Origin of the sequence: Bradyrhizobium sp. CCBAU 51753, assembly GCF_015291565.1 — a bacterium.
Classification (GTDB): domain Bacteria; phylum Pseudomonadota; class Alphaproteobacteria; order Rhizobiales; family Xanthobacteraceae; genus Bradyrhizobium; species Bradyrhizobium ivorense.
On the sequence record NZ_CP030037.1, the window covers coordinates 8,662,882 to 8,680,588 of the forward strand.

General features: G+C 65.4%; 15 protein-coding genes. 2 read left to right on the plus strand and 13 right to left on the minus strand.

What is annotated here, in order from left to right; all coding sequences use genetic code 11:
- Window positions 1-4: 4 nt before the first annotated feature.
- From pstC to XH93_RS39880, 9 genes are all read right to left on the minus strand, one after another.
- Complete coding sequence (pstC, locus tag XH93_RS39840) at window positions 5-994, minus strand: phosphate ABC transporter permease subunit PstC (RefSeq protein ID WP_194471625.1); 990 nt, start codon at window positions 992-994, stop codon at window positions 5-7.
- Window positions 995-1,218: 224 nt separating this feature from the next.
- Window positions 1,219-2,229, minus strand: a complete 1,011-nt coding sequence (gene pstS, locus XH93_RS39845; RefSeq protein WP_194471626.1) for a phosphate ABC transporter substrate-binding protein PstS — start codon at window positions 2,227-2,229, stop codon at window positions 1,219-1,221.
- Between the two features lie 136 nt (window positions 2,230-2,365).
- Entirely contained in the window at window positions 2,366-3,670 is a 1,305-nt protein-coding gene (locus XH93_RS39850) for an ATP-binding protein (protein ID WP_139480345.1), read from the minus strand.
- Between the two features lie 82 nt (window positions 3,671-3,752).
- A complete protein-coding gene (locus XH93_RS39855) occupies window positions 3,753-4,808 on the minus strand; it encodes a lysylphosphatidylglycerol synthase domain-containing protein (RefSeq protein WP_194471627.1) in 1,056 nt (351 codons plus the stop codon).
- A 454-nt stretch (window positions 4,809-5,262) separates the two neighbouring features.
- Window positions 5,263-5,490, minus strand: a complete 228-nt coding sequence (locus tag XH93_RS39860; protein WP_194471628.1) for a SelT/SelW/SelH family protein — start codon at window positions 5,488-5,490, stop codon at window positions 5,263-5,265.
- Window positions 5,491-5,500: 10 nt separating this feature from the next.
- The gene (locus tag XH93_RS39865; protein WP_194471629.1) at window positions 5,501-6,412 is read right to left on the minus strand and encodes a haloalkane dehalogenase; all 912 of its coding nucleotides are present in this window, start codon (window positions 6,410-6,412) and stop codon (window positions 5,501-5,503) included.
- Window positions 6,409-6,999, minus strand: a complete 591-nt coding sequence (locus tag XH93_RS39870) for a TetR/AcrR family transcriptional regulator (RefSeq protein ID WP_194471630.1) — start codon at window positions 6,997-6,999, stop codon at window positions 6,409-6,411. The genes XH93_RS39865 and XH93_RS39870 overlap by 4 nt, the downstream gene beginning before the upstream one ends.
- Before the next feature lie 100 nt (window positions 7,000-7,099).
- A complete protein-coding gene (locus XH93_RS39875; protein ID WP_139858229.1) occupies window positions 7,100-7,396 on the minus strand; it encodes a hypothetical protein in 297 nt (98 codons plus the stop codon).
- A 2-nt stretch (window positions 7,397-7,398) separates the two neighbouring features.
- Window positions 7,399-8,796 (minus strand): OmpA family protein, encoded by a 1,398-nt coding sequence (locus XH93_RS39880; RefSeq protein ID WP_194471631.1) that lies wholly within the window; start codon window positions 8,794-8,796, stop codon window positions 7,399-7,401.
- A 168-nt stretch (window positions 8,797-8,964) separates the two neighbouring features.
- Here XH93_RS39880 and XH93_RS39885 point away from each other — a divergent pair, with 168 nt between their 5' ends.
- Window positions 8,965-10,023, plus strand: a complete 1,059-nt coding sequence (locus XH93_RS39885; RefSeq protein ID WP_194471632.1) for a polysaccharide deacetylase family protein — start codon at window positions 8,965-8,967, stop codon at window positions 10,021-10,023.
- Between the two features lie 307 nt (window positions 10,024-10,330).
- Complete coding sequence (locus XH93_RS39890) at window positions 10,331-11,131, plus strand: SDR family NAD(P)-dependent oxidoreductase (RefSeq protein ID WP_194471633.1); 801 nt, start codon at window positions 10,331-10,333, stop codon at window positions 11,129-11,131.
- A gap of 359 nt (window positions 11,132-11,490) precedes the next feature.
- Here the strand turns inward: XH93_RS39890 and boxB are convergent, their stop codons facing one another.
- The 4 genes from boxB to XH93_RS39910 form a co-directional block, all read right to left on the minus strand.
- Window positions 11,491-12,942, minus strand: coding sequence for a benzoyl-CoA 2,3-epoxidase subunit BoxB (boxB, locus tag XH93_RS39895; protein WP_194471634.1), 1,452 nt, complete (start codon window positions 12,940-12,942; stop codon window positions 11,491-11,493).
- Window positions 12,943-13,138: 196 nt separating this feature from the next.
- Window positions 13,139-14,827 (minus strand): 2,3-epoxybenzoyl-CoA dihydrolase, encoded by a 1,689-nt coding sequence (gene boxC / locus XH93_RS39900; RefSeq protein WP_194471635.1) that lies wholly within the window; start codon window positions 14,825-14,827, stop codon window positions 13,139-13,141.
- Between the two features lie 250 nt (window positions 14,828-15,077).
- On the minus strand, window positions 15,078-15,884 hold the full coding sequence (locus tag XH93_RS39905) for an alpha/beta fold hydrolase (protein ID WP_194471636.1): 807 nt from the start codon (window positions 15,882-15,884) through the stop codon (window positions 15,078-15,080).
- Window positions 15,885-16,162: 278 nt separating this feature from the next.
- Complete coding sequence (locus tag XH93_RS39910) at window positions 16,163-17,704, minus strand: benzoate-CoA ligase family protein (RefSeq protein WP_194471637.1); 1,542 nt, start codon at window positions 17,702-17,704, stop codon at window positions 16,163-16,165.
- Between the last annotated feature and the right edge of the window lie 3 nt (window positions 17,705-17,707).

Sequence of the window (17,707 nt, forward strand, 5' to 3'; positions counted from 1 at the left end):
GGCGTCACTTCCCCGCCTTGTTCTCAAGCCGCATCAGCATCAGACGCGCCGCGGCGAGCACGAAGAAGGTCAATACGAACAGCAGCAGGCCGAGCAGGATCAGGCCGGACTGATGCAGCCCGTCGCTCTCGGCGAATTCGCTGGCGATCGCCGCCGAGATCGTGGTGCCCGGCGCGAAGATCGACGATGAGATGCGGAACGAGTTGCCGATGATGAAGGTCACCGCCATGGTCTCGCCGAGCGCGCGGCCGAGCGCCAGCATGATGCCGCCGATCACGCCGACCCGGGTGTAGGGGATCACCACGTTCTTGACGACTTCCCAGGTGGTGCAGCCCATGCCGTAGGCGGCCTCCTTGAGCACCGGCGGCACGGTCTTGAACACGTCGACCGAGATCGCGGTGATGAAGGGCAGCACCATGATCGCCAGGATCAGCGCCGCATTGAACAGGCTGAGATAGGACGGCGGGCCGGCGAAGATCGCGCCCAGCACCGGCACGCCCTCGAAGATCCGGATCATGAACGGCTGGAAGGTGTTGGCGAGGAACGGGCCCAGCACGAAGAAGCCCCACATGCCGTAGATGATCGAGGGGATGCCGGCGAGCAGTTCGACCGCGATGCCGATCGGGCGGCGCAGCCACTGCGGGCACAGCTCGGTGAGGAACACCGCAATGCCGATGCCGACCGGAATAGCGATCATCATCGCGATCACCGAGGTGATCAGCGTGCCGTAGATCGGACCGAGCGCGCCGAGCACCGGCGGATCGGCCGAGGGCGCCCAGCGCTGCGTGAACAGGAAGGCGAAGCCGTATTCCCGCATCGCCGGCCAGGCGCCGACGATCAGCGACAGAATAATGCCGCCGAGGATCAGGAGGACCGAGATCGCCGAGATACGGGTGATCCAGTAGAAGGTGGCATCACCGAGCTTGAACGCACTGAGAGCCTTGGCGCGATCATACGGACCGGCAGCTTCCATCACATCGCCCTGAACAGCCATGTCTGCCACGCCTATCCCCTCTCTACTATGTGAAAGCAACGCAAACCGGTACGCCCCCGAAGCGATCTTCACCGACGCTTTTGGGCCGGGCGTCATTCCGGCTGCGCCCCGAAGGACGCGCGAGCCCAAGCTCCATGGTTTTATGGGTCGTGACGGAGCAGGCTCTTGGCACTTCAACCTGTGCCGCCGTTGGGCGGCACAGGCCTCATTCGAAACGTTGCGACTTAGCTCTTGATGTCCGCGGCCCAGGTCTTCTCGATCAGCTTGACGACCGAGTCCGGCATCGGGATGTAGTCGAGCTCTTCAGCCGCCTTGTCGCCCTTCTCGAAAGCGTACTTGAAGAACTTGAGGGCTTCCTGCGAGGCCGCCTTGTCGGTCGCATCCTTGTGCATCAGGATGAAGGTCGCCGCGGTGATCGGCCAGGAGGCATCGCCCGGCTGGTCGGTCAGGATCACGTAGTAGCCGGGAGCCTTGGCCCAGTCGGCGTTCGCGGCAGCGGCCTGGAAGGCTTCCATGGTCGGCTGCACGGTCTTGCCGGCCTTGTTGACCAGCGCGGCATAGGTCAGCTTGTTCTGCTTGGCGTAGGCGTACTCGACATAGCCGATCGCGTTCTTGGTCTGGCTGATATTGCCGGCGACGCCTTCGTTACCCTTGGCGCCAACGCCGACCGGCCATTCGACCGCGGTGCCGGAACCGACCTTGGACTTCCAGTCGGCGTTCGATTTGGAGAGATAGTCGGTGAAGTTGAAGGTGGTGCCCGAACCATCCGAGCGGCGCACGACGGTGATGGCGTCGGCCGGCAGCTTGAGCTTCGGATTGAGCTTGGCGATCGACTCGTCGTTCCACTTGGTGACCTTGCCGAGATAGATGTTGCCGAGCACTTCGCCCGACAGGACCAGCTCGCCCGGCTTGATGCCTTCGAGGTTCACGACCGGAACGATCGCGCCCATCACCATCGGCCACTGAACGAGGCCGTCCTTCTCGAGCTGCTCGGCCTTGAGCGGCGCGTCGGTGGCGCCGAAGGTCACGGTCTTGGCCTGGATCTGCTTGATGCCGGCGCCGGAGCCGATCGACTGATAGTTCAGACCGTTGCCGGTCTCCTTCTTGTAAGCGTCAGCCCACTTCGAATAGATCGGGAACGGAAACGTCGCGCCCGCGCCGGTAATATCGGCAGCGAAGGCCGACGTCGAAGCGGCGACCATGCCGGCAGCGACGATTGCTTTGATGAAATTCATGGGGTCGTCTCCATCTTGTGAGCGAAGCGCCGAATGCGCCCGATCGCGCTCACGCCGGTCCATCTAGGAGCGGTCGGTGCTGGTTTTATAAAGGTTAGATGACAGTTGGATGACAGCGCCAAGCTGCTGAAAATGCTTAGCTTTGTGTCGGTACCAGGGTCTTCGGGCGAGGAAAACAGGCGGTAAAAGTGGCGCCGTTTTTCGGCACGCTTTCGATCAGAAGCCGCCCGCGATGACGGTTAAGAATATGTTTCACCAGCGATAATCCGAGGCCTGTTCCGCCCTGGTTGCGGCTGTCGCCGACGTCCACCCGGTAGAACCGCTCGGTCAGCCGCGGCAGGTGCTCCGGGGCGATGCCTGGGCCGAAATCCCGGACCATGACCCGGATTTCGGGCGACGGGTCCCCCGACGCCGCCTGGCTGAGCGACACTATGACGCGGCCGCCCGAGGCGCCGTATTTGAGCGCGTTCTCGATCAGGTTCTCGAACAGCCGCAGCAGCTCCTCGCGGTCGCCGGCGATCGCGACCGGCGCCTCCGGCAGGTCGACATCGATCTCGACCTGGCGCTCGGCGGCCAGCGCCTCGAGCCCGTCGACCACCTGGCGGATGATCGGCACGATATCGATCGAGGCCTCGGGCCGGACATGGGCCGAGAGCTCGACCCGCGACAGCGACAGCAGGTCGTCGATCAGCCGCGCCATGCGGGTGGCCTGGGTGTGCATGATGCCGAGGAAGCGCTCGCGCGCCCGCGCGTCCTCGCGCGCCGGCCCCTGCAGCGTGTCGATGAAGCCGGACAAAGCGGCGAGCGGCGTGCGCAATTCGTGGCTCGCATTGGCGACGAAGTCGGCGCGCATTTCCTCGACCCGGCGCAGCGGCGTCAGATCGTGGAAGGTCATCAGCATGCACTTGTCGGTGCCGCCGAACTGGGTCGGCACTGGCACCGGCGTGATCACCAGTTCCATCCAGCGATCGACCGGCACGTGATCGGTGTAGGTGGCGCGGCGCGGCTCGGCAGTCGCGATCGCCTCGCGCAGCGCTGTGATAATCTCCGGCGAACGCAGGGCAAATTGCGCAAGTTCGTTCTTGCGCAGTGCCGGCGCGAGCTCGGCGGCGGCGGCATTGAGGTGGATGACGCGGCCGGCGCGATCGAGCAGCACGGCCGGATCCGGCATGCCGGCGACGACGGCGCTGACCGCATTGGCCTCGACCGGGTTGACGCCGCGGACATCCTCGCGCGAGGCGGTCGCATCGTGCAGCCGCCACGGCACCAGCGCCGCGGCTGCGATGCAGGCGAACACCGCGCAGGCGCGCACCAGCGACAATTCGCCGAGCGCGACCACCACGCTGAGCGCAAGCGCCGCGGCAAGCAGGATCAGCGCGGCATGGCGCAGGCGGTCGGGCCATGGCGAGAAGATGGAGGAAGGCGAGTCGTCGATTGCCATCGCGGCGGCGTTTCCCTTCGGTTCGTGCCTCGCTCAGTGGAGGTCCCATCGACCTCGCGCCAGGAGCTGGCTGGCCGCCTCGTCAGGCGCCGGAGTCACCGCGCTTGCGGACAAAAACCGCCTCGTGCTGCGGCTCGGCGCGGGGACCCGAATCAGCCTGCGGCAGCCGTTTGAGTCGGGCGCCGACGATAACCTCCCGAAACGTCAGCAAGATTACAGATATGACAAACGGGGCAATATAGTAGAGCAGGCGGAACAACAGCATACCGCCGAGCAGGTCCTCGCGGTCCATCTGCCAGAGGCCGACCAGCATGGCGGCATCGAACACCCCGAGGCCGCCGGGGGAGTGGCTGGCGAAGCCGAGCAGGGTCGCCGACACGAAGATGACGGCGACCACGACGAACCCCAGATTGGGCTCGTCCGGCACCAGCACGTACATCGCCAGCGCGCAGAACCCGAGGTCGACGATGCCGATCGCGATCTGCAGCAGCGTCAGCGGCCCGCCCGGCAGGGTCACCGTCCAGGGCCCGCGGCCGACCACCCGCTTCTGGGTCCAGACCCAGACCACATAGGCGACCAGGGCGATGATGATCGCAAAGGCCAGCGTCCGGTTCAGCCAGGGCGGCAGCTGGTCGATGTTGGCGGCGGCCTCCGGGTGATAGGCGATGCCGAGCCCGAGCACGGCGGCATTGCCGAGCCAGAAGGTCAGGCCGGCGAGGAAGCAGATCTTTGCGACGTCGATCGCGTTGAGGCCCCAAGCCGAATAGATCCGGTAGCGCACCGCGCCGCCGGTGAAGACGCTGGCGCCGACATTGTGGCCGATCGAATAGGAGGTGAAGGCCGCGAGCGCGTTGATGCGATAGGGCACATGGGCGTGGCCGATCGCGCGCACTGCGAACAAATCGTAGAAGGTCAGCGTGAAGTAGCCGGCGGTGACGAACAGCGCGGCCAGCGCGATCTGGCGCGGCTCGGTGCTCTTGATGGCCTCGAGCACCTCGTTGGTGTCGATGCCGCGCAGCATATGGTAGAGGACGTAGCAGGCGATGCCGATGACGGCGATGCTGATGACAACACCCAGCCTATGCAGGATCTGCTTCTGGCGCATAAACGCCATCGCCCTGCGTATTGCTTCCAGCATCTAGACCTCGAGTTGCGATCCCGCGACGGCGGCTCCCGGGCGAACCCCGCCGACGCTCCGCTGTTCCCTGCCCCGTGTAGCGTGTTTTAAGCCGCAGTGGAATTCGTCAAAAGACAATAAAACGCGCATCTTCAAGATATTAGGGATGATTCATGACAGTGGATGCACAAATTTGAGCGTTTCCCGTCACCTGCGACCAAGCTTCGCGGTGCGCGTGTGGGAGATAACTCACCCAACCATCGGCGTGTGAATCCGGGAAACTACGGGCATTGGCGCGGCGCCGGGCGGCGATGTTGCACGGCTTTGCCGGCGTGTTCCGACCAGAAGCGACCGCACAGCACAGCTCCCGGCCCGATACTGCCTCCAGAATGATCAGCCCAGGCTGCAATTCGCCGCAGCCGCCGCCGCGAGATCGTCGGTCAGCAGATTGGCGCGGACGTGGCCGCGCGGCTCGTCACGCCCGCGCGGCGGCCACCGCCGCGACGATCTCTGCGGCATCGGGAAAATGTCCCTTGGCACGCTTGGCGACCACCTTGTCGCCAAGCCTGACTTCGAAGATGCCGCCCTTGCCGGGGACCAGCGTTGCATCGAGCCCAAGACGCCTGCGCAACAGCGCGGCGGCCTCCTTTGCGCGCTTCTCGTAACCGCAGGGCCGGCAATAGGTGATCGAGACCTCCGTCATGTCAGTCTCCTCATGCGGCAAAGCGGGGTTGCGCGGAGGCGGCTTCGATGCCGGCGATCCAGCCCGCCACCGAGCGGCCGATGGCCTCCGGATGATCTTCCTGCAGATAGTGCGCACCGGCGCCGAGCTGAATGACGGCGCAGTGCGTGAGCGTCGCGGCAAAATCCGCGGCGAATGCCGGCGAGACCAGCGCACCGGGCGTTCCTGCGAACAGCAGCTTTGGATAGGTCGACGCGGCGAGCGCCGCATGGGCCGCCGTGAGCGCCTGATCGACATCGGCGGGCTCGCCCGCAATCGGCAGTTCACGCGGCAGCATCAAGGTCGGCTTGCGGCTCTCGCGCGTCGTGAACGGCGCGCGGTACGCGTCCATCTCCTCCGCGCTGAGCTGGCGCAGGATCGAGCCCGGCAGGACGCGTTCGACGAAGGCATTGTTGTCGAGGATCATCGCCTCGCCCTCGCCCGGCGTGCGGAATTTCCTGAACGTGTCGCGCGCGGCCTGATGCTGGTGGAAATCCGACCAGTCGCGCATCGGACGGATGAACTCCATGAAGGCGAGCCCGCGCACGAAGTCGGGGCGGCGCGCGGCAAGATGAAACGCCAGCGCCGTGCCCCAATCCTGCGCGACCAGATAGGCCGATCCGATACCGAGATCGTCGATCAGCGCGTCGAGATAGTCCGCATGATCGAAGAAGCGGTAGGCAATATCCGGCTTGCCGGATTGCCCGTAGCCGATCAGGTCGGGCGCGACGCAGTGCCCGACCGGCGCGACCAGCGGCATGATGTTGCGCCAGATGTAGGACGAGGTCGGATTGCCGTGCAGGAACAGCACGTGCGGCGCCTCGCGCGAACCGGTTTCGCGATAGGCCATCGTGGTCCCGCGCACGGACCGGTAATGCAGGCTGATGTCGGCAGACACGCTCATGGCAGCTCCTTGAACACGGTTTGGAATGCGATCGTCTTGAAACGCGCCAGCGCGGCTTCGCTGCGCTCGACCTTCATGCGCAGCATCGCGCCCTGCCAGGACGCCAGCAGGAAATCGGCGAGCTCGTCGGCATCGAAGTCGGACGCGATCTCGCCCTTGGCCTGCGCTTCGGCAATGCAGGCGGCGAACGGCACACGCCATTCGCGGAAGATGGCGTCGAGCTGCTCGCGCAGCAGCTCGCTGGAGCCTGACGCCTCGAGGCTGAAGTCGCCGATCAGGCAGCCGCGGGTAAAGCCGTCATTGGCAAGCTTGCCGGTGATCAGATCGAGATAGCGCCTGAGCCGCGCCCGCGGCGGCGCCGATCTGTCATCCAGCGCTTCCGCGACCAGGCCGCGGACATAGAGGAAGTAGCGGTCGAGCACCTCGGAGGCGAAGGCCTCCTTCGAGCGGAAATGGTTGGTGAAGGACCCCTGCGGCGCGTCGGCGGCCGCGGTGACGTCGCGCACGCTGGTGCCGTGATAGCCGGTGCGGAACATCGCCTTCAGGCCGGCGTCGAGGATGGTTTCGCGGAGAGAGGGTTTGGGCATACTGCAATCAATACGTACGTACGTATTGATTGTCAAGCAGCGATTTGGGATCGCCGGCGCGGCGCCGACGCTTCCTTTCAGTCAGGCAGGTGTTGGGATCTCAGTTCGCCGGCCGGCTGCGTGACACCACCCGGTCGCGCAGCCAGGAGCCGATGGCGCAGCCGACCAGGTAGAGCGCGAACATCACCAGGAAGAGGTCGAGCCAATAGCCGAAGCGGCCGGGCACGATCCGGCTGAATGACGCGGCGAGCAGCGCGATGGCCAGCAACGCCAGCCAGCGCATCCACATCCGGGAGACGCCCTGCGCCCGATGCACCACGGCGATCCACCCCATGCCGAAGCCGAGCAGCAGCGCCGCCAGCAGCCAACCCCAGAAGAATGTCGCAAGCGCCATCATCGCTACTTCACCACGAATTCGATGCGCCGGTTCTGCGCCTTGCCGTCTTCGCTGTCGTTGCCGGCCACTGGCTGCGTGCTGCCATAGCCGATCGGCGTGAAGCGGCTGGCCGGTAGCCCGGCGCGCACCAGATAGTCGACCACCGCCTGCGCCCGCCGCTCCGACAGCGCGCGGTTGGCGGCTTCGTCGCCGTCGCCGTCGGTGTGGCCCGCGACCTCGATGGTCGCGTTGGGGCAGCGCATCGCGGTCTCGATCAGGCGGTCGAGCAGCCCGGCGGAATCAGGGACGATGTCGGCCTTGCCGGATTCGAAGCGGATCTTGCCCTTGGAGAGGATCTCGGAGAACAGCTGCTGGCACACCGTGGGATCGACCGGCGCCGCCGCCGGCTTGACCGTGACTTCGGCCTTGTACTGCCAGCCCTGCGGAAAATCCTTGCCGAGGCCGTCGCGGATCTGGCCGGCGGCGGCGTCGTAGAGCGCATCGCCCGACAGCTTGACCTCGCGGTCCGACACCACCAGCGTGCCGGTCGACAGCCGCGACAGCGCGCCGAGCGCCGGCACCACCGCGGCGGCAAAGCCCGACGGCGCGCCGACGCTGGCCTTGAGATTGTCGACCACCTTTTCGCTGAAGAATTTTCGCCCCGCTGCGGCGACCAGCGCGGCATGCATGTTGTTGTCGGGGACGTACCCGGTCAGCGTCAGCGTCACCGCGACCGGATCCTTGTAGGCCTGGAACACGTAGGGCGGCGCCTTGATGTCGTTGGCGGCGACCAAGTAGCCCTCCGGCAGGTTCTTCAGCGCGGCCGCGATCGCTTCACGGCCGCCGAGCTCGCGCGCCATGCCGGCGAGCGCGATCTTGGTGTCGGTCAGCGTGATCTTGCCGTCCTTCAGCTTGCCGATCTGATCGAGCAGCAGCAGCGCCACGGCGTCGAAGCGCTGCGGCGCGCCGCGGGCCAGCGCCATCTGGTCCGCGACCTCGACGCCGCCGCCGAGACCGGCCTTCGCGGCCTCCACCAGCTTGCTCTTGCTCGACGGCAATGGTGCGTTGCCGCCAAGCGTCACGCGCACGACGTCGCGCTCGGCGGACCAGACGAACGGCTTGGCTTCCGGAACAAGGCGGGTTTCATCGTTGACCAGCCGAACGCCCGGCACCGCGTCGACCGAGGCCACTGCGCTGAGACGGCCGTCTTCGGAGAAGGCGTTGGCGGAAAAGGTGACGTCGCGGCCGTCGACGCTGATGCGGCGCTTGTCGAGCACGGTGTCCTTGAGTGCGGCATTAGAACGCGCGGCAAGATCGCCCTCCACCGTTGCCGTGCTGGTCCAGGCCGCGATACCCCAAAAGATGACCAGCGGAATCACACCCGGCCACCACTTGCTACTCCACTTGAAAAGTCCGTGCATTCAGGGTCCTGCGGGTCGGGAACCAGAGAGAAAACAAACCCTTGGCTGACTGTCAAACCCCAAATCGCGCTGCCCTGCGGAGCCGCCGTGTCCGAGCGGAATAACAGTTTCTTCAGTGGTCTTTCGCTAAGTTCAGCGCGGAATGCAAATCGGCCGGCCCGCGCCCTCATGAAACAACTCCGCAACGCCGTGATCCGCGCCGGGATGGAAGCGCTGTATTTCTCGGGTGCCCATGTGCTGCTGCGGCCGATCTTCGCCGGCGTCGGCACCATCTTCATGCTGCACCACGTGCGCCCGCCGCGTAGCGACGTGTTCCAGCCCAATCGCCATCTCGAGGTCGAACCGGACTTCCTGCGCAGGATGCTGACGCATCTGCGCGAGCTCGATGTCGACGTCGTCAGCATGGACGAGGCGCATCGCCGTCTCACCGAACGGAATTTTTCGCGGCGCTTCGCCTGCTTCACCCTGGACGACGGCTATCGCGACAACCGGGATTATGCGCTGCCGGTGATGCGCGAGTTCGACGCGCCGCTGATCGTCTATGTCGCCAGCGATTTCGCCGAGGGTTGCGGCCGGCTGTGGTGGATCGCGCTGGAGCGGGTGATCGCGGCGGCGTCCGCGATCGAGGTGCCGATCGACGGCGCGATGACCCGGCTCGACACCGCGACGGCACCGGCCAAACAGGCCGCCTTCAACCGCATGCATACGTGGCTGCGTTCACTGCCCGGCGAGGCCGAGATGCAGGATGCGATCGCGACGCTCTGCACCCGGCATGGCGTCGATCAAACCGGCATCGCCCGCGAGCTCTGCATGTCCTGGGACGAATTGCGCGCGTTTGCCGACGATCCGCTGGTCACCATCGGCGCGCACACCATCACCCATTGCAATCTCGCCAAGCAGAGCGAGACCATCGCCGCGTTCGAACTTGCGACCAGCCGCGCCCGAATCGAGGACGCGCTGCAGCGGCCGGTGCTGCATCTCGCCTATCCCTATGGCGACCGGATCGCCGCCGGCCAGCGCGAATTCGCGCTCGCCAAAAAGATCGGCTTCCGGACCGCGGTCACCACGCGGCCGGGCATGCTGTTTGCGGAGAGCGCCGACCACATGACGGCGCTGCAGCGGGTCTCGCTCAACGGCCATTACCAGCAGCCGCGGCTGTTGCCGGTCCTGACCTCCGGCGCCGCCACCGCGGTGTGGAACGGCTTTCGCCGCGTCGACGCGGCGTAGAGCGCAATCCGGGACAGGCCGCCGCGGATCACGCTGCCAAAACAGCGAAAACAACCCCATGCAAAGTAGCCGGCGGCTGCCGGGGTTCGACCGGGCGGCTTGACCGCTCCACGTCGCCCGGATGAAGCGCAGCGCAATCCGGGGCAGGTGCGTCCGCGGATAGACCTCTCCCGGATTACGCGGAGCCTGTCATCGGGCGCGCGTTCGCGCGACCCGTTGGCTCCATCCGGGCTACCGGTGCCTCCATGTTTCTTGACTCGCCCCTCCGCCACGCCCAGAACCAACGGCAACGCAACGGAGGAACGCAATGTTCAAGGACCTGTTCTCACTCAACGGCCGCGTCGCGCTGGTGACCGGCGGATCGCGCGGCATCGGCAAGATGATCGCGGCCGGATTCCTCGCGCAGGGCGCGGCAAAGGTCTACATCACCGCACGCAAGGCCGGGCCCTGCGAGGCCACCGCCCAGGAGCTGTCGGCCGCCTATGACGGCGAATGTATCGCGCTGCCGATCGACATCTCGACCGTCGAGGGCTGCGACAAGCTCGCTGCGGAAATCAGCAAGCGCGAGCCGAAGCTCGACATCCTCGTCAACAATGCCGGCGCGGCCTGGGGCGCCGATTTCGACGAATTCCCGGAGAGCGGCTGGGACAAGGTGATGAACCTCAACGTCAAATCGATCTTCTTCCTGACCAAGGCGCTGGCAAAGCCGCTGCGCGCGGCGGCCTCGCACGACAGACCGGGCAAGGTGATCAACATCGCCTCGATCGACGGCATCTTCGTCAATCCGATGGAGACCTACTCCTATGCCGCGAGCAAGGCGGCGGTGATCCATCTGACGCGGCGGATGGCGACGCGCCTGGTCAAGGACAACATCAACGTCACCGCGATCGCGCCGGGCGCCTTCAAGTCGGACATGAACCGCGCCGCGCGCGATCACGCCGACGAGGTCGCCCAGCGCGTGCCGTCGCGGCGGGTCGGCACCGACGAGGATATGGCGGGGACCGCGATCTATCTCGCCTCGCGCGCCGGCGACTATGTGGTGGGCACCACCATCGCGGTCGACGGCGGCGTGGTCTACGCGGCCGCCGGGCTGGAGATCGCGGGGTAGGCGGCAAACGCGCGGCATCGGAAGTGTGCTCCCTCGCCCCGCTCTTGCGGGGAGAGGGTTGGGGTGAGGGGCTTTCTCCGCCCGTGTGATCGTTGAGAGACCTGTACCCCCTCACCCGGATCGCAAGAGCGATCCGACCTCTCCCCGCAAGCGGGGAGAGGTGAAGCGAGCACGTGGTCGGACTAATCAACCCTAGCCTCATTACGCTCTGAGCAGGCGCACGCATCAAAATAAAGAAAGGGGCGAGCCAGGACCTTCTCGGCTCACCCCTTTCGTGGTCTCTCTCCGGGAGGAGAGAACTCTTATTTGAGCATGATCTCGTCGGAAAACCGCTTCACACTTTTCCGGATCGCGCGCGATCAGCTCTCGATTCTCACATACTCGAAATCGCCGGGCTTGTTGTCGATGCCGACCTTGGGCGCCGAGATCCAGGAGGCGAACTGGCCGGGCTCGGTGACCGGCTTCATCAGCGAGGCGATGAAGTCGCCGTCCTCGGTCGACGGTAGCCACTCGTTCTTGCGCTTGGCCCAGGTGGCGTTGTCGATCAACAGGCCATCGGGCGTCGCGTGGACATCCTTGAACTCGCCGATCTGGCGATGGAAGACGGTGTTCGGCACCGTGAGCTTGTAGTCGTAGCCCGCGGTCGAGATCACCTTGTTCCAGCGCAGCATGCCCTTGACGCAGTCCTGCGTGTAGTCGTCGCGCAGCCGCATGTTGAGCGCGGTCAGCGCCGGCTCGTCGACCATCTTGATCTGGCCGTCGACCAACTTCATGACCGGATAGGTCGAGTTCTTGAGCTGGTGATCGTCCTCGATGGTGGTTTCCTTGTAGCGGCCCTTGATGCCGGCGTTGAAGGCGTTGGCCGCATTGGTCGACACTTCCGAGCCGAACAGGTCGAGCGACAGCGAATAGTGCAGGTTCAGCTTCTTCTGGATGGTCGGCAGGTCGATCACCCCGAGCGCACGAACCTTGGCGATGTCGGTCGGATCGGTGATGCCGGCCTCGCGCATCGCATCAACGGTGCGCTGCACGACGCGGGTGATGCCGGTCTCGCCGACGAACATGTGGTGCGCTTCCTCGGTCAGCATGAAGCGGCAGGTGCGCGACAGCGGATCGAAGCCCGACTGCGCCAGCGAGTGCAGCTGCATCTTGCCGTCACGGTCGGTGAAGTAGGTGAACATGAAGAACGACAGCCAGTCCGGCGTCGCCTCGTTGAAGGCCCCGAGCATGCGCGGGGAATCCGCGTCACCGGAGCGGCGGCGCAGCAAATCATCGGCTTCCTCGCGACCGTCGCGGCCAAAATACTTCTGCAGCAGGTAGACCATCGCCCAGAGATGGCGGCCTTCCTCGACATTGACCTGGAACAAATTGCGCATGTCGTAGAGCGAGGGCGCGGTCTTTCCGAGATGGCGCTGCTGCTCGACCGAGGCCGGCTCGGTGTCGCCCTGGATCACGATCAGGCGGCGCAGCATGGCGCGATGCTCGCCGGGGACTTCCTGCCAGGCCGGCTTGCCAAAGTCCTCGCCGAACGGGATGACGCGGTTCTCTTCCTGCGGGGCCAGTAGAATGCCCCAGCGATATTCCGGCATCCGCACATAGTCGAACTTGGCCCAGCCGCGCGGATCGACCGAATAGGCGGTGCGCAGATAGACCAGCGACTCCTGGAAGCCGTCCGGGCCCATGTCGCTCCACCAGTCCATGTAACCGGGGTGCCAGCCCTCCAGCGCCTTGAGCACCTGGCGGTCCTCGGCGAGGTTCACGTTGTTCGGGATCTTGGTCGAGTAATCGACGTTCATGATGTTCATGTTCACGGCGTGCTCCTTTTCATCCTGGCTCGCATCGCATCTTGCTCCGTCGTCATCCCTGCACAATGGCTTCGCCATTGTCGCTGGAGGTGCTCGCGCATTTTGCGCGAGCCTCGAAGGATGCTGTTCGGCATTCTTTTCCCCCAATCATCCTTCGAGGCTCGCAAGCGCTCGCACCTCAGGATGACGGCGGTATTCGCCTCTACACGCGCGTCATGTCGAATTGCGCCTTCTGGCCGGTGCCGTAGCGGCGCAGCGCGCCGTCCTCACCGACCGCGTTCGGCCGCTGGAAGATCCAGTTCTGCCACGCGGTGAGGCGCGAGAAGATCTTCGATTCCATGGTCTCCGGACCGACGAAGCGCAGATTGGCTTCCATGCCGGTGAGGCCGTCGGGCGAGAACGAGGTGCGCTCCTCGAAGAACACGCGGACCTCGTCGTCCCAGTCGATGTCGTCGAGCGCGAAGGTGACGAGGCCGAGCTCTTCGGCCTCTTCCGCATCGAGCGCCTTGCCGATCAATCCTTGCGCGCGCTCGAGATCCGACGGGTCGGCCTGGAAGCGCGACTGCAGCCGGGTCAGGCCGTGGCTCATCGGATACGGGCCGAAGTTCATCGCGGTGAGCTCGATCGCCGGCGGCGGGCGGTTGTCGCCCTGCTTCTGGCCGATCAGCATGTACGAGCGGTCGGCGGCGAACACGAGCTCGGCCAGCGTGCCGACGAAGCAGGAGCCGGGCTCGACCAGCGTCACCAGCGTGCGCGAGGTGACGTCGATGCGCTTGAGCACGCGCTTCCAGTAATGCCTGATCTCGTTGACCAGCCAGTGCGCCTTGTTGGCGTCCAGGAACGCGTCATACGACACGACATTGGCGCGGTCGCCGTGGCTCTTGAACACCAGCATCGCGATGCCGAGCTCGTTGAGGCGCAGATGCAGGATCGCGTCATCGAGCTCGCGCGCGACCTGCAGCGGCCAGAACGACGCACCCTGCGCGATCATGCCGTCGATGTCGGCCGGCGCGGCGGTTTCCGGCGCCTTGATCGAGATGGTGGCGATGCGCGCGTTGCGGTCGATGTCGACGCTGACGAAATCGTAGCGGATCGCGCTGTCGTCGACGGTCCGGTTCAGCTTGGTCAGCGCGATGCCCTTGCCGGTGCCGTTGCGCTTCGACTTCGCGGCGAATTCCTTGACGCGCTCGGCGAGCTTGCCCTCGAGCTTGGAGTTCGGCGCGATCTCGTCGACCAGCCGCCACTGCACGGCGCGCTTGCCCTTGATGCCTTCCTCGATGGTGCAGAAGAAGTCGGCATGGTCGCGGCGCACCTTGCGCTTGTCGACCACGCGGGTGAGGCCGCCGGTGCCCGGCAGCACCGCGAGCAGCGGCACTTCCGGCAGCGCCACCGCGGCCGCGCCGTCATCGGCCATCATGATGTGGTCGGTCGCGAGCGCCAGCTCATAGCCGCCGCCGGCCGCGGTGCCGTTGACCACGCAGATAAAACTCTGGCCGGAATTCTCCGAAGAATCCTCCAGGCCGTTGCGGGTCTCGTTGGTGAACTTGCAGAAGTTGACCTTGTGGGCGTGGGTCGAGCCGGCCAGCATGCGGATGTTGGCGCCGGCGCAGAACACCCGGTTCTTGCCCGACCGCATCACCACGACCTTGACCTCGGGATGCTCGAAGCGCAGCCGCTGCACGGCGTCCGCCAGCTCGATGTCGACGCCGAGGTCGTAGGAGTTCAGCTTGAGCTGGTAGCCCTCGAACAGGCCGGCATTTTCGTCGACGTCCATGGTGAGCGTCGCGACGTCACCGGCGACGTCCAGCTTCCAGTGCCGGTAGCGCTGCGGCTCGGTCTGGAAATCGATGTATTTCGCCCCGCCTGCAAGGACGCGATCGTCGCCAGCCATTGGGCCACCCTTTGCCGTTATTGGTTCTGATATCTTCATGCACAATAATGCATGTTTTCGATCTGGTCTAGTTCAAAATGCAAAAACATGCATTTTGTTTCATGTTCGGAAAATCGCCCGCCTGTCCAATGACCTAGCTCTATCCCCGTCATTGCGAGCGGAGCGAAGCAATCCATGCGCCCGCGTGCGCTGCTCGATGGATTGCTTCGCTTCGCTCGCAATGACGCGGCCGGATACATCCGCAGCCCTCTCAGGCCGCCAGCGTCCGGTCGTCGCGCAGCGCCGCTTTGGCGAAATCGGTGACCGCCTCCAGCGTCACCGCCGGCACCTCGCGGTGCGGCGAGTGGCCGGCGCCTGCGACCACGGCGACGTCGACCGGGCAGTAGCATTCGTCCCTGGCGATCTCGACCTGGCGCATCGTGCCGTATTGATCGTCGACGCCCTGCACGATCAGCACCGGCACGCGGATATAGGCGAGGTACTCGGAGATATCCCAGTCGCGAAATTTCGGATCGAGCCAGGCACCGTTCCAGCCATAGAACGCGTTGTCGACGTCCTTGTGCCAGCGCGCCAGCTTCTCCTTCAGATTGGTGGTCTCATACGCCGTCTTGATCTCGGCGATCGATTTCACTGAGATGTCCTCGACGATGAAGTGCGGCGCGATCAGCGCGAGCCCGTGCAGGCGATGATCCTGATGCGCACCGGCATAGATCGCCGCAATCGACGCGCCGTCGGAATGGCCGACCAGGAGGCCGCGGCGGAAGCCGATCCGGTCGAGCAGTTTCGGCAGGACATCGAGCGCCTCGCGATGCATGTAATCGACCGGACGCGGCAGCTTTGCCGGCGTTGATGCGCCATAGCCGGCGCGCGAATAGACCAGCACGCCGGCGCCGGTCGCCGCCTGCAGCTTTTCCGGAAAATCGCCCCACAGGCCGACCGAGCCGAGGCCTTCATGCAGCATCACGATGGTCGGCGCTGAGTCGGGTGACGGGCCAAGCATGCGATATTCGAGCTCGGCGCCGTCGATGCTGAGGGAGCCGTTGGGTGCGAGTGTCATACGAAGCTCCGTTCTCGATTTGCTGGCGAGGCGCGCACAACTCTCTCATTTCCTCCCCCCTTGCGGGGGAGGGGCAGGGAGAGGGGTGCCGCTTGCTCCGCTGCGCGACGGGGAGCGAAACGCCACTCTCCGCGAAATCCGTCGCCGAGATGGCGCCCCATATCTGACGTCAGCGCCCGGGGCTCACCCCTCTCCCCAACCCTCCCCCGCAAGGGGGGAGGGAGCCCGCCCAGGGTGCTCACCTCACACACGCTCACGCCAAGCTCCATGCCGGTGCTTTAGTGCTTGGCGCCCTCGCCGTCGCGCAGCTTGAAGCGCTGGATCTTGCCGGTCGCGGTCTTCGGCAAGCTCTCCACCACGTCGATCCAGCGCGGGTATTTCCAGGGGCCGATCTTCTGCTTGACGTGCTCCTTCAGCGCCTCGTGCAGACCCTCTTTCGTGCTCTCGGGCCGCAGCACCACGTAGGCCTTCGGCTTCAGCAGCCCTTCCGGATCGGCTTCCGGCACCACGGCGGCTTCCAGCACCGCCGGATGGGTGATCAGCGCGCTCTCGACCTCAAACGGCGACACCCAGATGCCCGATACCTTGAACATGTCGTCGGCTCGGCCGCAGAAGGTGTAACGGCCGTCGCTGTCGCGGATGTATTTGTCGCCGGTGCGGGTCCAGGCGCCTTCAAAAGTGGCGCGGCTCTTGGCGCGCTGGTTCCAGTAGCTCTCGCCGGCCGAGGGCGCATCGACCAGCAGCTCGCCGACCTCGCCGTCGCCGACCTCTGCGCCTAGCTCATTGACCAGCCGCACATTGTAGCCGGGCACCGGACGACCGGATGAGCCGTACTTGATGTCGCCGGGCGCGTTCGACAGGAAGATGTGCAGCAGCTCGGTCGAGCCGACGCCGTCGAGAATGTCGACGCCGAACCGCGCCTTCCAGGCATTGCCGACCGATTCCGGCAGCGCCTCGCCGGCGGAGGTGCAGACACGCAGGCGCTTGCCGCCGCCCTGCCCCTTCATCGCCTCGTCGTTCAGCATTGCCGCGAACAGCGTGGGCACGCCGAAGAAGATGCTGGGGTGATACTTGTTGATCAGCGCGAACATCACGGCCGGCGTCGGACGCTCCGCGTTCAGCACCGTAGTGGCGCCGACCGACATCGGGAAGGTCAACGCGTTGCCGAGGCCGTAGGCGAAGAACAGCTTTGCCGCGGACAGGCCGACATCGTCCTCGCGAATGCCGAGCACCTGTTTTGCGTAGGTCTCCGCGGTCGCGGCCATGTTGGAATGCAGATGGCGCACGCCCTTCGGCATGCCGGTCGAGCCCGACGAATAGAGCCAGAACGCCGGCTCGTCGGCATGGGTCGGCGCGGTCGCGAACACATCGCTCTCGCGCGCGATCTCATCAGTGAGCTTCTTGTGGCCGTGCGCCTCCTTGCCGGAGACGACCACGTGCTCGAGGTCCGGCATGCGGCCGATGATGTCCTTCACGACAGGCAGCAGCGCCTCGGACACGAACAGCACGCGGGCGCGGCAATCGCCGAGGATGTAGGCGTATTGCTCCGCGGTCAGCAGCGTGTTGAGCGGCACCGGAATGACGCCGGCGCGGATCGCCCCCAGGAACACGATCGGGAAATCGACCGTATCCAGCATGATCATGGCGACCCGCTCCTCGCGGCGGACGCCGAGCCGACGCAGCATGTTGCCGACCCGCCGGGTCTGCTGCTGCAACCGGCCATAGGTGAGCTGGGAAACCGTGTCGTCGAAGACGATCTTGCCGCCGCGGCCCTCGTCGACATTGCGGTCGAGCAGCCAGGTGACTGCGTTGTACGTCATGCC

Bases quoted from the DNA above. Each gene is read 5' to 3' on its own strand.
- XH93_RS39865 (WP_194471629.1), bottom strand. From the start codon at position 6,412: ATGAGCGTGTCTGCCGACATCAGCCTGCATTACCGGTCCGTGCGCGGG.
- XH93_RS39910 (WP_194471637.1), bottom strand. From the start codon at position 17,704: ATGACGTACAACGCAGTCACCTGGCTGCTCGACCGCAATGTCGACGAG.
- pstC (WP_194471625.1), bottom strand. From the start codon at position 994: ATGGCTGTTCAGGGCGATGTGATGGAAGCTGCCGGTCCGTATGATCGC.
- XH93_RS39880 (WP_194471631.1), bottom strand. From the start codon at position 8,796: ATGCACGGACTTTTCAAGTGGAGTAGCAAGTGGTGGCCGGGTGTGATT.
- XH93_RS39870 (WP_194471630.1), bottom strand. From the start codon at position 6,999: ATGCCCAAACCCTCTCTCCGCGAAACCATCCTCGACGCCGGCCTGAAG.
- pstS (WP_194471626.1), bottom strand. From the start codon at position 2,229: ATGAATTTCATCAAAGCAATCGTCGCTGCCGGCATGGTCGCCGCTTCG.
- XH93_RS39890 (WP_194471633.1), top strand. From the start codon at position 10,331: ATGTTCAAGGACCTGTTCTCACTCAACGGCCGCGTCGCGCTGGTGACC.
- XH93_RS39860 (WP_194471628.1), bottom strand. From the start codon at position 5,490: ATGACGGAGGTCTCGATCACCTATTGCCGGCCCTGCGGTTACGAGAAG.
- XH93_RS39905 (WP_194471636.1), bottom strand. From the start codon at position 15,884: ATGACACTCGCACCCAACGGCTCCCTCAGCATCGACGGCGCCGAGCTC.
- XH93_RS39875 (WP_139858229.1), bottom strand. From the start codon at position 7,396: ATGATGGCGCTTGCGACATTCTTCTGGGGTTGGCTGCTGGCGGCGCTG.
- XH93_RS39850 (WP_139480345.1), bottom strand. From the start codon at position 3,670: ATGGCAATCGACGACTCGCCTTCCTCCATCTTCTCGCCATGGCCCGAC.
- boxC (WP_194471635.1), bottom strand. From the start codon at position 14,827: ATGGCTGGCGACGATCGCGTCCTTGCAGGCGGGGCGAAATACATCGAT.
- XH93_RS39855 (WP_194471627.1), bottom strand. From the start codon at position 4,808: ATGCTGGAAGCAATACGCAGGGCGATGGCGTTTATGCGCCAGAAGCAG.
- XH93_RS39885 (WP_194471632.1), top strand. From the start codon at position 8,965: ATGAAACAACTCCGCAACGCCGTGATCCGCGCCGGGATGGAAGCGCTG.